This is a genomic window from Oceanidesulfovibrio marinus, from assembly GCF_013085545.1.
In the GTDB taxonomy this organism is placed as follows: domain Bacteria; phylum Desulfobacterota; class Desulfovibrionia; order Desulfovibrionales; family Desulfovibrionaceae; genus Oceanidesulfovibrio; species Oceanidesulfovibrio marinus.
This window is the reverse complement of the sequence record NZ_CP039543.1, coordinates 920536-933803: the sequence shown is the minus strand read 5'-3', so window position 1 is coordinate 933803 and position 13268 is coordinate 920536. Positions and strand designations below refer to the sequence as shown.

13 protein-coding genes and 1 tRNA gene are annotated in these 13268 nt (G+C 59.7%); 10 read left to right on the top strand and 4 right to left on the bottom strand.

What is annotated here, in order from left to right; genetic code table 11:
* Nucleotides 1–14: 14 nt before the first annotated feature.
* Nucleotides 15–1454 (bottom strand): DegQ family serine endoprotease, encoded by a 1440-nt coding sequence (locus E8L03_RS04145; RefSeq protein WP_167512373.1) that lies wholly within the window; start codon nucleotides 1452–1454, stop codon nucleotides 15–17.
* Nucleotides 1455–1699: 245 nt separating this feature from the next.
* Here E8L03_RS04145 and E8L03_RS04140 point away from each other — a divergent pair.
* The 8 genes from E8L03_RS04140 to E8L03_RS04105 all read left to right on the top strand — a co-directional run bounded on the left by E8L03_RS04140 (nucleotide 1700) and on the right by E8L03_RS04105 (nucleotide 9549).
* Nucleotides 1700–1776: transfer RNA gene (locus tag E8L03_RS04140), tRNA-Arg, on the top strand.
* Nucleotides 1777–2120: 344 nt separating this feature from the next.
* On the top strand, nucleotides 2121–3332 hold the full coding sequence (locus E8L03_RS04135; protein WP_171266653.1) for a GGDEF domain-containing protein: 1212 nt from the start codon (nucleotides 2121–2123) through the stop codon (nucleotides 3330–3332).
* A gap of 232 nt (nucleotides 3333–3564) precedes the next feature.
* Nucleotides 3565–4269, top strand: a complete 705-nt coding sequence (locus E8L03_RS04130) for a FadR/GntR family transcriptional regulator (protein ID WP_171266652.1) — start codon at nucleotides 3565–3567, stop codon at nucleotides 4267–4269.
* A gap of 32 nt (nucleotides 4270–4301) precedes the next feature.
* Nucleotides 4302–5330, top strand: coding sequence for an alpha-hydroxy-acid oxidizing protein (locus E8L03_RS04125; protein WP_144234605.1), 1029 nt, complete (start codon nucleotides 4302–4304; stop codon nucleotides 5328–5330).
* Between the two features lie 24 nt (nucleotides 5331–5354).
* Nucleotides 5355–6158 carry a sulfite exporter TauE/SafE family protein gene (locus E8L03_RS04120; RefSeq protein WP_171266651.1) on the top strand — a complete coding sequence of 268 codons (804 nt, stop codon included), beginning with the start codon at nucleotides 5355–5357 and terminating at the stop codon, nucleotides 6156–6158.
* Between the two features lie 240 nt (nucleotides 6159–6398).
* Nucleotides 6399–6818: a PPC domain-containing DNA-binding protein gene (locus tag E8L03_RS04115; protein ID WP_144234603.1), complete on the top strand. Its 420-nt coding sequence runs from the start codon at nucleotides 6399–6401 to the stop codon at nucleotides 6816–6818.
* Between the two features lie 375 nt (nucleotides 6819–7193).
* Nucleotides 7194–8330, top strand: a complete 1137-nt coding sequence (locus E8L03_RS04110; RefSeq protein WP_144234602.1) for a metal-dependent phosphohydrolase — start codon at nucleotides 7194–7196, stop codon at nucleotides 8328–8330.
* A 298-nt stretch (nucleotides 8331–8628) separates the two neighbouring features.
* Complete coding sequence (locus E8L03_RS04105) at nucleotides 8629–9549, top strand: glycosyltransferase family 2 protein (RefSeq protein WP_144234601.1); 921 nt, start codon at nucleotides 8629–8631, stop codon at nucleotides 9547–9549.
* Nucleotides 9550–9684: 135 nt separating this feature from the next.
* Here the strand turns inward: E8L03_RS04105 and E8L03_RS04100 are convergent, their stop codons facing one another.
* Both E8L03_RS04100 and E8L03_RS04095 read right to left on the bottom strand, forming a co-directional pair.
* Nucleotides 9685–9933, bottom strand: coding sequence for a glycine zipper domain-containing protein (locus E8L03_RS04100; RefSeq protein WP_144234600.1), 249 nt, complete (start codon nucleotides 9931–9933; stop codon nucleotides 9685–9687).
* Nucleotides 9930–10319, bottom strand: coding sequence for a hypothetical protein (locus tag E8L03_RS04095; protein WP_144234599.1), 390 nt, complete (start codon nucleotides 10317–10319; stop codon nucleotides 9930–9932). Before E8L03_RS04095 ends, E8L03_RS04100 begins: the two co-directional genes overlap by 4 nt.
* 198 nt (nucleotides 10320–10517) lie before the next feature.
* Between E8L03_RS04095 and E8L03_RS04090 the strand changes: the two genes are divergently transcribed.
* Nucleotides 10518–11273 carry a hypothetical protein gene (locus E8L03_RS04090; protein ID WP_171266650.1) on the top strand — a complete coding sequence of 252 codons (756 nt, stop codon included), beginning with the start codon at nucleotides 10518–10520 and terminating at the stop codon, nucleotides 11271–11273.
* Between the two features lie 77 nt (nucleotides 11274–11350).
* On the opposite strand, the gene E8L03_RS04085 is transcribed toward E8L03_RS04090, so the two are convergent.
* Nucleotides 11351–11689 (bottom strand): hypothetical protein, encoded by a 339-nt coding sequence (locus tag E8L03_RS04085; protein ID WP_171266649.1) that lies wholly within the window; start codon nucleotides 11687–11689, stop codon nucleotides 11351–11353.
* Nucleotides 11690–11961: 272 nt separating this feature from the next.
* Between E8L03_RS04085 and E8L03_RS04080 the strand changes: the two genes are divergently transcribed.
* Nucleotides 11962–13152 carry an HDOD domain-containing protein gene (locus E8L03_RS04080; protein WP_171266648.1) on the top strand — a complete coding sequence of 397 codons (1191 nt, stop codon included), beginning with the start codon at nucleotides 11962–11964 and terminating at the stop codon, nucleotides 13150–13152.
* Nucleotides 13153–13268: the final 116 nt, after the last annotated feature.

Sequence of the window (13268 nt, the reverse complement as noted above, 5' to 3'; positions counted from 1 at the left end):
GGGACGTCTGGTCTTTACTCCACAACCATGGAGCGGAAGAGGTTGCGTCCCTGCCGGTTGAGCAGGAGCAGGACCACGCCTTTGTCCTTGCCCTCGCTATCCAGAATTGCGTTGAACTTGTCCACGGTGGAGATCGGCTTCTGGTTGACCTCCAGAATCACGTCGCCGGGCTGGATCTCGGCGTTCATGGCCGGTGTGGCGTCCTGTACGTCGGTCACCAGCAGGCCCAGATTCTTGGCGATGCCGAGCTGGCTGGCCATCTGGTCCGGCACAGGCTGCAGGGTCAGGCCGTAAGCTTCGGCCTCGGCCGGCGCAGTTTGGTCCCCTGGCTGGTTGTTGTCCAGTCCGCCGGCGATGCGCTCGGCGTCGCGCTGGCCCAGGGTGACGGTGAGGTTCAGCGTGTCGCCCTTGCGCCACACCGTGAGCTCGGCCTTTTCGCCCGGTTTGAGCGCGGCAATGGCCTTGAGCAGCTCGGACGCGTCTGCGACCTCCTTGCCGTTCACGGCCTTGATCACGTCGCCGGTCTTCATGCCGGCATTGGCCGCCGGCTCGCCTTCCATTACGGAAGAGATCAGGGCGCCGGAGGCCTCATCCATGTCCAGGGCCTTGGCCGTGTTCTCGTCCACATCCTGGATGGTGACGCCGATCCAGCCGCGCTGCATGGGCTTGCCGGTCCGGATCTGCGCAATGACGCGGCGGGCCATGTTGGAGGGGATGGCGAAGCCGATGCCCTGGCCCGAGGCCACGATAGCCGAGTTGATGCCGATGACCTCGCCCTGCATGTTGAGCAGGGGGCCGCCAGAGTTGCCGGGGTTGATGGAGGCGTCGGTCTGGATGAAGTCGTCAAAGGGGCCGGAGCCGATGACGCGGCCCTTGGCCGAGATGATGCCGGCCGTGACGGAGTGGTCCAGGCCAAAGGGGTTGCCGATGGCCACCACCCACTGGCCGATCTTCATGATGTCCGAGTCGCCCCACTGCAGGGTGGGCAGCTCGTGCTCGGTGTCGATCTTGAGCACGGCCAGGTCGGTCTCCTGGTCGCGTCCCACCACGGTGGCGTCGTAGGATTCTTCCTTGCCCTTGAACTGCAGGTTCACCTTCACCTCGTCGGCGCCTTCGACCACGTGGTTGTTGGTGGCGATGAAGCCGTCCGGGGAAATGATGAAGCCGGAGCCCAGGGAGCGCTCCTGACGCTCGCCACCGCGGAACCGGTCACCGAAAAAGCGCTCGAACTGGTCGAAAAAGTCGTCGAAGCGGCCATCGCGGTCGTGGAACTGGAAGAAGTCCTTGAGCTGCTCCGATGTATTGACCGTCTTCACGGTGGCGATGTTGACCACGGCCGGGCCGGTGCTCTCTGCAAGCGTGGTGAACTCGGGAAGCTCGGCGCGGGCAGGCGCGGCAAGCAAGATGAGTGCGAACAGGGCGCACACGGTGTGGGCTACGGCGGCGCGTATCATGAAACAAACTCCTTGGTGGGGTATTCGCGCATGGGAATCGAAGCACATCAGAGTAGCTGAATCGCTCTTGGGAAGCAACGATTCGCAGGCAATCTCTTGACCCGCCGGCCCAGGCTGATATACGAAAGGCGACTTTCCCGGCACGCAATGCCGGGAAGGGCGGATGGAGCAGGGCGCAAACCTGTTCAGGACCAGCGGCGGCAGCCGCAAGACAGCGCCGCCTGTCCGCCACCATCCAATCGCGTGGCCCCGTAGCTCAGTAGGATAGAGCACAGGATTCCTAATCCTGGTGCCGCAGGTTCGAATCCTGCCGGGGTCACCATATCTTGCAAGCAGTTCAGGGGGCTAGCCAAACATTTGGCTGGTCCCCTGTTTTTTTAGGATGCCAAGCGACGCCAGCCATGCGATGTTTTCGGTGACGCTCTTTTACGAGGGCGTTGAAGAATCGGAGCATCAAAGGTATTCGAAGTTCTCCTGGGCTGTTGCCCATCTTTTCTTCAGAACGTGAAAGCTGACTCCTTTGTGGGTGATCTGTCTATGGCACGGAAGTTGGATGTGCTGTGGAGTCGGTAAGGCGTTCCTGCCAGATCGGAACTGCGCCGCATAGTTTGTGCTGCCATAACGCCGTCATTGAACGGCTATGTATACAGGGTTAAGTGGTCCAGGATGATGGTCTTCGAATTGTTGAATGTGCGTACGATGTTGATGTTCGGCGCCGTGAGCAGTCTGATTCTCGCTGGTGTCATGACATATTTTTCCATTGCACGACGTACATACCCGGGATTCCATTACTGGACAGGCGGCGTTGTGAGCGCCGGGCTTGGTGGTGTTGTGATCTCCCTGCGCGGGATCGTTCCTGATTTCATCTCTATAATTCTCGGTAACTTCCTGCTCCTCTTGTTGCCGCTCATGTTTACAAAAGGGCTGATCGCTTTTGTAGACGTGCCAAACAGAGTTCGGGTTGTTAACTCTGTCGTCCTCTTCTTTTTTACATTGGTGCTCCTGTGGGCCACATATATTGAACCCAGCTTGCGAGTCAGGATTGTTTGCTTCTGCCTGATCATGGCGTTTTTCTTCTTTGAAGCGCTCGTCATCGCAATAAAATATATTCCTCCAGTGCTGGGAGAGCAGGATTGGCTCATTGTGGCGTCAATAATCTTTTCAATTTTTGGGCTGTTGTTCCGCGTTGTAGTTGTCTCATTGCATGACCATGTATCTTTGTTTAATAACACAGAAATATTCCAGGGTATTGCTATTTCCATGTCAATTCTGGCAGCAATAGCAAGCGGATATTCTTTTTTGATTTTGAATACACATCGTATGGAAAATGACCTGAGCGCTGCAAATAAGCGGATAGAAGCGCTGGCCAATGTTGACGGTGTCACAAGCATATTCAACAGAAGATACTTTGATACCAAGCTAGAGCTTGAGATAAAGCGCTTGCAGCGAAGCTCGTTACCGATTTCATTGGTTATGGCGGATGTTGATTGCTTCAAGCAATACAACGATACGTATGGCCATCAGGCCGGTGATGATTGTCTCAGGGAAGTCGCTGCAGTATTCAAGAAATCGTGCAGGCGTGTTTCGGATATTGCGGCGCGCTACGGCGGCGAAGAGTTTATCATGCTGCTGCCCAATACGGATCTGCACGGCGCTGAGACGGTGGCGGGCGGTATTCAGAAGGCTATCGACTCGCTGGCTATCCCGCATAAGGCATCCACAGTATCTGACGCGATCACCCTGAGCATAGGTGTCGCTTCAGTCAATTCGAGCAGGTCCGTGTCTTCGGGCGAGCTTGTGAGCTATGTTGACCAGGCTCTGTACCGCAGCAAGAAGAATGGGAAAAATCAGATCCAGATCTATGAGGAGCAGTCGTAACCTGTGTACCCATCCTGATTTCGAGTACGTGCGATGAAGAGCAGCCTGGATTTCCGGCTGCTTTTTGGTTTGTATTTTCAGATTAATACCAGAACATTCAAAATGATGTTGCGCGACTGCGGATGCTTTTCTGCTCGCGCACGGATTATTCCTTTTTACGACTCTCCTCCCTCTTGACCAAATTGGTACTTTTGGTATTTTGGCCCTACCAATTTGAGTGAGAGGGCTTTTCATGACGTCATTAACCATTCCCCCCGTGTCCGCCACGCACTCGGTATCTGCCGAGGTAGCGAGGCGCATCCGCGTTATGCTCGCCTCGGGCGAGCTGGCTCCCGGCGACAGGCTGCCGGCAGAGCGGCGTCTTGCCGAGGCCTTTGGCGTGTCGCGAAACTCTGTGCGCGAGGCCATCCGCGTGCTCACCAACCAGGGCCTGATCATCAGCAAGGTAGGCAGCGGCACCTACGTGGCCGACGTGCAGGGCGAGGAGTTCGCCGCGGCCCTGGCCGGCGTGGTGGCTCTGGAGCGCAAACGGCTTTCGGATATCTTCCAGGTGCGGCTGTTTCTGGAACCCCAGATCGCTGCTCTGGCGGCGCAAAACCGAACCGAGGACGAGCTTGCCGAGCTCGAAACTCTTTTGGAGTCCCAGCGACAGGCCATCGCCGCCACCGGCGACGGCCACGCCGAGGACCAGGCGTTCCATGCGCGGCTGGCGGCCATGACCGACAATGCGGTTGTCGAGCGGTTGGCGGCCACTATCTCGGATATAGTCGGTGAATCACGCGCCGAGGGACTGCAGCCACGCGAGAGGCAACGCGCTTCGGTGCTTGCCCACGAGCATATTCTTAAAGCGTTGCATGAAGGCGACGCCGAGGCCGCCGAAAAGGCGATGCGCGACCATCTGGAATCCATCCGGGGCATGCTCTTCCCGGAGGAGTGACCATACATCTACAACCATTGCGAGGAATTGCCATGAAAGAAGTTCGCAACACCGCACGTGAGAGGATGAAGGGCTACTGCCGTGTCTGCCCCGTGTGCGACGGCCGCGCCTGCGTGGGCGAGGTTCCGGGCATGGGCGGTCTGGGTACTGCCGCTTCCTTCAAGAACAACATCGAAGCCCTGCGCAAGGTGCGTCTGAACATGCGCCTGCTGCACGACGTGAAGGAGCCGGACACCACGGTCTCCGTGCTGGGCCTCGACCTGGACATGCCGCTTCTAGCCGCGCCCATCGGCGGGGTGGAGTTCAACATGGGCGGCAAGATCACCGAGGAAGAGTACGTGGACGCCGTGCTGGGCGGCTGCGTGGACAAGGGCCTGATCGGCTGCGGCGGCGACGGCGTGCCCCCGTTCATCCACGAGTCCGTGAACGAGGCCATCGCCTCCCTCGGCGGCAAGGGCATCCCCTTCATCAAGCCATGGGAAGGCGAGGAGATGTGGGAGAAGCTGGAAAAGGCCAAGAACACGGGTTGCTCCATCGTGGGCATGGACGTTGACGCGGCCGGCTTGGTGACCCTGCGCAAGATGGGCCGGCCCGTTTCGCCCAAGACCCCGGACGAGCTGCGCGAGATCGTGGCCAAGATGCACGAGTGGGGCCTCAAGTTCGTCCTCAAGGGCATCATGACCCCGGACGAGGCCAGCCTGGCCAGCGAGATCGGTGTGGACGGCATCGTGGTCTCCAACCACGGCGGCCGCGTGCTGGACCACACGCCGGGCACGGCCGAGGTACTGCCCGCCATTGCCGACGCGGTGGCCGGCAAGATGTCTATTCTGGCGGATGGCGGCGTGCGCGACGGCGTGGACGTCTTCAAGATGGTGGCCCTGGGCGCCGACGCCGTGATGATCGGCCGGCCTTTCTCCGTAGCCGCCGTGGGTGGACTGCGCGAGGGCGTTGCCGCTTACATCGACCAGATCAAGGGCCAGCTCGTGCAGGCCATGGTGCTCACCGGCAGCGGAACCATCAAGGCCATCGGCCGCGACCGCTTGTACAATATCGGCGCATAACTCCTCAACAAAGAACAGGTTCCAATGATCGGTCTCTTCATCCTCTACTTGGCGCTGGGAGCATTCGCCGGCATCCTGGCCGGGCTCCTGGGCATTGGCGGCGGGCTCGTCATTGTGCCCATGCTGACATTTGCGTTTACCTGGCAGGGCATACCGCACGAGCACATTCTGCACATGGCCCTCGGCACCTCCATGATGTCCATCATCTTCACGTCCATCTCCAGCTTCCGCGCGCACAACAAACGCGGGGCCGTGCGCTGGGACGTGTTCTGGCGCATCACGCCCGGCATCATCGTGGGCTCGTTCGTGGGCGCTTGGGTGGCGAGCATGCTGCCCACGAACACGCTCAAGGTCATCTTCGGCGTGTTCCTGTACTACGTCTCTTTCCAGATGATCACCGGCAAGAAGCCGAACCCCTCGCGCCAGGTGCCCGGCAAGCCCGGCATGTTCGGCGTGGGCGGCGTCATCGGCATCTTCTCGGCCCTGGTCGGCATCGGTGGCGGCACGCTTTCGGTGCCGTTCCTGACGTGGTGCAACGTGGTCATCCAGACGGCCATCGGCACGGCCGCGGCCATTGGCCTGCCCATCGCCCTGGCCGGGTCTCTGGGCTACCTGATCAACGGCATCGGTGTGGCCGGCCGTCCGGCCTGGACCATCGGCTACATCTACCTGCCGGCCCTGATCGGCATCGTGTGCATGTCCGTGCTCACGGCGCCTTTTGGCGCAAAGCTGGCGCACACGCTGCCGGTGGCTACGCTGAAGAAGGTCTTTGCCGTGCTGCTGTTCCTGGTGGGCTCGCGCATGCTGTGGAGCGCGATCGCGGGGTAGCGCACGAAACATTCCGTAACTCATGGCACAGCTGACCGAAGGGCAAATGATTGCGCGCTGATTTTTCATGCCGTTTCTGGGTACATACGGTCAGAACTGTTCTGGCGTAAGGTATCTATTTTTAAACATATTGAAATAAAAGCCAGCCGTTGCATTGAGGCTTTTCAGTGTCTACACTGGTTGGGATTGTGAACCCATTGACTGTTCATACATGAACCGAAACCGAATCGGAGGAACATCATGGAATACAAACGCTTTGGCGCAAAAATTGTGATTCGTCTCGACCCTGGCGACGAGGTCATCGAGTCCATCAAGACTGTATGCCGCGAGGAAAAGGTCACCATGGGCGTGCTGAACGGCATCGGCGCCGTGGACCGCGCTGTGGTCGGCCTCTTTGATCCCAAGGAAAAGAAGTACCATTCCAACGAGCTGAAGAAGTACATGGAGATCACTGCCCTGGCGGGCAACGTGAGCACCATGAACGGCGAGGTCTACATCCACGCCCACGCCACCCTGGCGGACATCGAGGCCAACGCCCAGGGCGGCCACCTGAACGAGGCGGACGTGAGCTGTACCGCGGAGATCATCATCGACACCTTTGACGGCCAGATCGACCGCGAGCACAGCGAGAAGATCGGTCTGAACCTGATCAAGTATTAAGCATCGTACGCTTGAAACGGCTTGGCTGCTCGTATGCATTGATCTGGAACAACAGGAGATTGCTTCACTGTAAGTCTTGTTTTTCGATGACAATGCGCTGAAGCGCCGTTTCCAGACTGCAGCAGGGGAGATGCGCGGGCCGGGGATCATCCCGCCCGATTACGCTCCTCGTATAAAAAAACCAAAGGCCGGCCCATACTTGGGTCGGCCTTTTTTCATATCCAGAAGTCCTTACCTCGCAGCGTTTCATACCCCGCCTGTTTTGTGACCCCTTTTTCACCGCATCGTCAAAAACGATCACGCAAGAGTCATCGTTCCGCCATGGCCACACGATACTCATTGTCCAAACAATCACTTGTATTGGAGGGAGCTTGGATGAAGAAGCAAGGGATAGACAGACGGGATTTTATCAAGGCTGGCGCATTGCTGGGCGCCGGGTTCATGGCTGTAGGCGCGCTGCCTTCCATTGGCCGCGCTTCGAGCTACACACCTGTGAAGTACTCCGACGTCATGGACATGGGGCCGGAGGACATGGCCAAGGCGTCCGGGCCGGTAACGGCGTCCATGCGCTACATCGAGAAGACCGTGGCCTCCATCCGCAACCCGGTCATCCGCAGCGGCGTGCAGTCCATTCTGGACAACCCGGCCCCCACGATTATGGAGGGGCTCGGCACCAAGGAAAAGAAAGAAGTGTACGAGGAGCTTTCCGCTTCCGGCATGGTGAAGGACGTGGCGCTTGAAGATTTCCTGCCTCAGGCCAAGGATGCGGCCAAGAGCCCCCAGCCCTTCCTTTCCGCACCGGGCAGCGGCTACGGCAGCCACCATGCCTATCCCGGCGGCGTGGTTACGCACACGGCGCTGAACCTCCGCGCCTCCCTGGCGCTGTATGAAGGCTACCGCGACATCTACGACTACCTGCTGGACCGCGACGTGGTCATCGCCTCCCAGGCGCTGCACGACCTGCACAAGCCGTGGGTCTTTCAGTGGCAGGACAACGGCGAGAGCCGCACCGAGCTGAGCCTGGCCGGCACCGGCGAGCACCACACTTTGAGCGTGGCCGAGAGCTTCTACCGCGGCCTGCCCGCCTCGGTGTGCATCGCCCAGGCCTGCGCGCACAACCACCCCGGCTTTGAGAACGACGAGAAGGGCCCGGTCAACTGGATCAGCACGGCGGCCAAGCTCATCGGCAAGGACGCCGCGGCCGAGGGCTGGCTCGCTCCGGATGGCTCGACCCTGCCGCAGCCGCGCGGCATGGAGAACTTTGTCTGCCACCTGGGAGACCACGACTGGATTCTCACCGTGCCTGCCGCGCACTGGATGATTCCGCAGATGAAGGAGATTGCTGTCCAGAAGTATGGGCTCACCGAGGCCGACCTTGACGGCAAGAAGTTCAACCAGCTCCGCAACTACGTCTTCTCCCAGGCCACCATCATGGGCCTGTACCACCTCTACGCCAGCCAGGGTAAAGACGCCCTGACCGACACCGTTCTCTCCATCGTTACGCCTGCCTAGCCTCACGCCTGTCCGGGTTTCGGGCACGAGCCTGCGTGGTTCTGCCCGGGACCCGGACAATTTTCCCGCATTCGTTCCGCACGTTTTATGTCCATTGTCTGTTCGGCTGCACGTAATGAGTGCGCCATATTTTTGGAAATCGCTTGTATGTGCGCTGAAAATCGGCAATGATGCATACTATTGATTCCTGTATTCTGATATCGGCTTTGTAGACAGCAGCGAGCGATTCCAGACAGCCGATAATCCGGAGCGAACACGCCTGAGATTGAGGATCGCCGCGAGCCAGAGGTGCCTACTGATGAAGGTTTCCGTTGTTATTCCAGCGTATAATGCTGAGAAATTCGTCAACCAGGCCGTTGAAACGGTTCTGGCGCAAGAGACTGATTTTCCCTTTGAAGTGATCGTTGTCGACGATGGGAGCACAGATAACACAGCCGAGGTGGTTCGCCAGAAGTTCGGCGACAAGGTGCGCGTCATCTCCCAGGACAACAGGGGGGTAAGCGGAGCCCGGAACACCGGGATCGAGGCTGCGAAGGGCGAGCTCATCGCCATGCTGGACAGCGACGATTACTGGCTGCCGGGCAAGCTCCAGGCGCAGGTGGACTTCTTCGACTCCCATCCGGACTCGAACATCGGCCTGATGGATACGTTTACGGAGATCGTGAACAACCAGGGCAAGATCATCGAGGTGCTCGACCGCGTCAAGCACGGCGACTCGTTCAAGGAGCTCCTGGGCCACAACATAATGAACCAGCCGTCGTCCATGATGTTTCCCAAGAAGGTGTTCGAAGCCGTGGGGGGGTTCGACCGGGAGCTCGAAGGGGTGGAGGACTACGAGTTCAGCCTCCGCGTGGCCCGCAAGTATGAGATCCATACCATAGAGGCGGTCTACTGCGGCTGGGTGCACCACAGCGAGAACGTCACCCTGAACTTCGAGCGCCAGCACGCCCAGAGCCTCAAGCTACGGAAGAAGCTGTACGAACGCTACCCCGAGGTGGACGAAAAGGAGTACAAGCGCCTGCTCGCAAAGTCCTTGATGTACTTTATTCCCTGGTACTTCCGCGGTGGTCGCTATGGCGACGTCATCGTCATGGCAGTGAAAATGGTGCGTTACGATCCCAGCAAGATCAAGAGCAAGGCCATGCTCTTCGCCATGTTGGCCTGCCTGGGCCCCGTAGGCAGGAAGCTGCACAGAAAGGTCGCGCGGGACAAGCGGTAAAGGCCGAGGCCTGACACTCCGGCGGGGCTCCCCGGTTTGCCCGGCAGGCGACCAGTTGGATGCAAAAAACGAAACCGGCGACGCCGTTGCAAGGCGTCGCCGGTTTTTTTGTTGGTCCAGGACTGTTGCGCGGAATCAGTCGCCGTACTGGTTGCGCCGCTCCTGCTCGTGGCCGATAAGGCCGCCGGCAATGGCGCCAGCGGCGCCGCCGATCAGCGCGCCCACACCAGCGTTGCCGCCGGAGAGGGCGGAGATGCCTGCGCCCGCGCCCGCGCCGAGCAGACCGCCGCTGGTCACGCCCTGCTGGGTCGGCGTCATGTTGGTGCACGCCCCCACGGCAATAGCCAGGGCGAGAACAAGTGGGATAAAGTATGCTTTAATCATTGCTTGGCCTCCTTGTACGCTTGCTTCAAGGCGATATCATCCCAGAGGACCTCCACCACTGGCCTGTCCATCTGGTCGGGATGATCAACGAAATACTGGTCCAGCATGGTCCGCAGCTCCCTGATGGTGTACGGGCTCAGCCCTTTGACCCACGTGTCGATAAGGGTGTGATCCGCGAACGGCGGATCGATTCCCTGCACCTGCTTCTCTAACTCAATGACGGTGGCCATGCCAAGAAGGAAAGCGCCACGTTCACGATCCGTGGAAGCGACCCAGTCCGCACCGGTAACTATAGGCAACTCATGTGCATTGGCTGCGGTTGCGCCTATCATGCTGAGCACCAGGGCAAGCATGCACAAAGGGGCGACCAAGCGTTTCAGAACCATCTTTTTGTCCTCCTCCAGGTAGGTTCATTGGATTAATGATGTGATACTTTACCCGGAAATTGGTGAGTACGGAACTGGAAAAATAAAAAAAGACGGGTTCTATACCCATCAGATGCCTGTATGCGCATTTGCCCAAGAATATTTACGCTATGTCCTGAAAAGCGCCCTAACCGCTGTCCGAATTCAAGGAGCCCAGCCATGTCCAGATTTATCCTTGCCGTGCTCGCCGTGCTGCTCGCCGCCTCTGCTGCCTGGGCCGAACCCACCGAGATCGTTGTCCATGTCCGGGGCCAGGGCTCCAAGTTCATTGGCACCAGCATGGCCGGCGCACGCGTGATCCTGGAGAACGCCGACACCGGCGCCATCCTTGCCCAAGGCGTCACCAAAGGCTCCACAGGCGACACAGATCGCATCATGACCGACAAGCGTGACGCCAGCGCAGTTATTGTCACGCCGGAGACTGCGCGATTCGCCGCCACGCTGGACCTGGACGAGCCCACGCGCATCCGCGTCCGCACGGCCGGTCCCCTGGCCCAACCGCAGACCGGCAACGAGGCCACGACCACGCGATGGGTCGTGCCCGGAAAGCACGTGCGCAACGGCAACGCCTGGCTCATCGAGCTGCCCGGCCTGACCGTGGACGTGCTGGAACCCCGCGCCGCGAGTCGTGCTCCGGCAGGTCCGGTCTCCATTTCAGCCAATGTGGTGATGAACTGCGGCTGCCCGGTCACTCCCGGCGGCCTGTGGGATGCGGATGTGTTCGAGGTGGCCGCGCGAATCGCCAAGGACGGCGCATACTGGAAGACCGTGCCCCTGGCCTACGGCGGCGAGCCCAGCCTGTTCACCGGCGAGTTTCGGCCCGGGGAGCCCGGCGTCTACAGCATCACCGTGTACGCCTATGATCCGCGCGACGGGAACACGGGAATCGACCGCACGACCGTCACGGTGAAGTAATGGCGGTGTGAATCGCCGCGTCCAAAATCATGCATCTCTAGACGCGAGCAGGGCCTTGTCTTGCGGTCTCCGGTCCCTTAGCGGAACTCGCATGTATAGGCGCAGACCTGGGCGCAGATGGCGCCTTCCTCGCACGGCGAGCCGCACTCGTTGAAGTACCCGCCGCGCAGGGTGCAGTCTTTGCGCAGAGCTTCCACATCCACATCGCGCTCTGTGGTGTAGACGAGCTTTCCCGGAAACTCCGCGGTGATGTGGTCCGGGCTGAGCAGGCCGTTCGCATGGTTGTGATGCTGCTGGTCGTGACGGCCGTAGCCATCCGCACTGTGCCTGCCACCATGCGTGCAGCCTGCGGCAAGGAGAAAGAGGATGCAGGCCACAGCCATTGTTGCGCCATAACGCCAACATGAATGTCTCATGGGTAGTCCTTATTAAAAGTACGGGCTGAAAACATATCCAAATAACAAGCATACCACGGGATGGCAGCGCAATCTCGGGGATTGTTCGTGGACCATATCGTGACGATCTGATCCCGAACAACCATGGCAGGAGGGTGACGATCGGTTTACGGCTTTCCGCCACTTGGCCGCACCTTGGATGAGGATTCGTGTAATATCCGTGCTTTACCTTGCCAAGGGAATTGGGTATCGGGTTGTATATCGAATCATCGGATTCAAAGGAGGCGGCGGCCATGTCACTGGGGGGCATCCTGACTGGCATCGGGCTCATTGTCGTATTTTTCATTGTCCTGTTCTTCGTGCGAAAGCAACGAGGCCGGGCGCAGGCGAAGTCCGCCGGTAAGTTGTCAGCGTCTTCGGCCATTTCGAAGCCCGCACGCCGAGCTTCTGGTTCTGCTCCAAAAGAGGAGCCGGATCTGGAGTATGAACAGGAGCACGAGCAGGACTCGGCATTTCTCGCCAAGGCGCTGGACGTGCTGACCGACTCGCCGCCCGTGGAGGGCAGTCGGCCCATGGAAGGCATGGAGGCGAACCAGCGCATGCTGCATCGCGCCTTGCTCACGCTCAAGGGCATGGACCGCGTGGGCGAGACTTTCTCCAAGTTCCAGGAGTTCAACGACCCGTTCGCCAGCCTTGAGCAGGTGGCCAACGCCGTGTCCAAGGACGTGGTCCTTTCGTCCAAAGTGCTGCGCGCCGCCAACTCCGCCTACTTCGGCTACACGGAAGAGGTTACCTCCGTGCAGCACGCTGCGCGCATCCTGGGCTTCAACAACCTGAGATCACTCTACTTCCGCGAGCATTTCCGCATGCTCGAACCCTCCGAAGGCAATGCGGCATCGCGCCGCGGCCTGTGGAAGCACGCCATGCTCACGGCCGTGGCCGCCAACCATGTGTCCACCGCGTTCAGCAAGGCCGTTCCGGAAACCGCCTTCACCCTCGGCTTGCTGCACGACATCGGCAAGTTCATCATCTGCCAGATGCCCATGCTTGAGGAAGGGCACAAGAAGATCCACCAGGTCATGGAGTGGGAAAAGGTGGTGAAGGCCAGCGACGATTACCAGACCTCCGTGGATGTGGAGCGGGGCGAGCTGGGCATCGACCATTGCCTGCTGGGCAAGATGGCCATGGAGGACTGGCAGCTTCCGGACCTGATGGCCGATGTGGTGTACAACCACCATGCAGGCAGCTACGCGGCCAGCGAGCTCGATGAAGAACCCCTGACCTACGTGGCCATACTCCAGACGGCGGATTTCATTGCCCGCGCCTTTGCGCACCGCCACGTGTTCGGCATGCCTCCGGGCGGCGGCCTGGAGCCCGGGTTCCTTGCGCTCACCGGCAAGAACCGGCTAGCGAAAGCGGCCCTCGACGGCAGCCTGCTACAGGATCTCCTCAACACCGAGGCCGTGGCCAACATGAACGGGTGATCCTCTGGTTTCCGCCTTGTCTTCCCAGCGCCGCTCTTGCAGAGGCGTGTAAAAATTTGCGCCCGACCCTTTACAGAACCCTGCTCTTGGGACCACAACGACCCGGACAGGCCAGC

Bases quoted from the DNA above. Each gene is read 5' to 3' on its own strand.
- E8L03_RS04145 (WP_167512373.1), bottom strand. From the start codon at position 1,454: ATGATACGCGCCGCCGTAGCCCACACCGTGTGCGCCCTGTTCGCACTC.
- E8L03_RS04135 (WP_171266653.1), top strand. From the start codon at position 2,121: ATGATGGTCTTCGAATTGTTGAATGTGCGTACGATGTTGATGTTCGGC.
- E8L03_RS04130 (WP_171266652.1), top strand. From the start codon at position 3,565: ATGACGTCATTAACCATTCCCCCCGTGTCCGCCACGCACTCGGTATCT.
- E8L03_RS04125 (WP_144234605.1), top strand. From the start codon at position 4,302: ATGAAAGAAGTTCGCAACACCGCACGTGAGAGGATGAAGGGCTACTGC.
- E8L03_RS04120 (WP_171266651.1), top strand. From the start codon at position 5,355: ATGATCGGTCTCTTCATCCTCTACTTGGCGCTGGGAGCATTCGCCGGC.
- E8L03_RS04115 (WP_144234603.1), top strand. From the start codon at position 6,399: ATGGAATACAAACGCTTTGGCGCAAAAATTGTGATTCGTCTCGACCCT.
- E8L03_RS04110 (WP_144234602.1), top strand. From the start codon at position 7,194: ATGAAGAAGCAAGGGATAGACAGACGGGATTTTATCAAGGCTGGCGCA.
- E8L03_RS04105 (WP_144234601.1), top strand. From the start codon at position 8,629: ATGAAGGTTTCCGTTGTTATTCCAGCGTATAATGCTGAGAAATTCGTC.
- E8L03_RS04100 (WP_144234600.1), bottom strand. From the start codon at position 9,933: ATGATTAAAGCATACTTTATCCCACTTGTTCTCGCCCTGGCTATTGCC.
- E8L03_RS04095 (WP_144234599.1), bottom strand. From the start codon at position 10,319: ATGGTTCTGAAACGCTTGGTCGCCCCTTTGTGCATGCTTGCCCTGGTG.
- E8L03_RS04090 (WP_171266650.1), top strand. From the start codon at position 10,518: ATGTCCAGATTTATCCTTGCCGTGCTCGCCGTGCTGCTCGCCGCCTCT.
- E8L03_RS04085 (WP_171266649.1), bottom strand. From the start codon at position 11,689: ATGAGACATTCATGTTGGCGTTATGGCGCAACAATGGCTGTGGCCTGC.
- E8L03_RS04080 (WP_171266648.1), top strand. From the start codon at position 11,962: ATGTCACTGGGGGGCATCCTGACTGGCATCGGGCTCATTGTCGTATTT.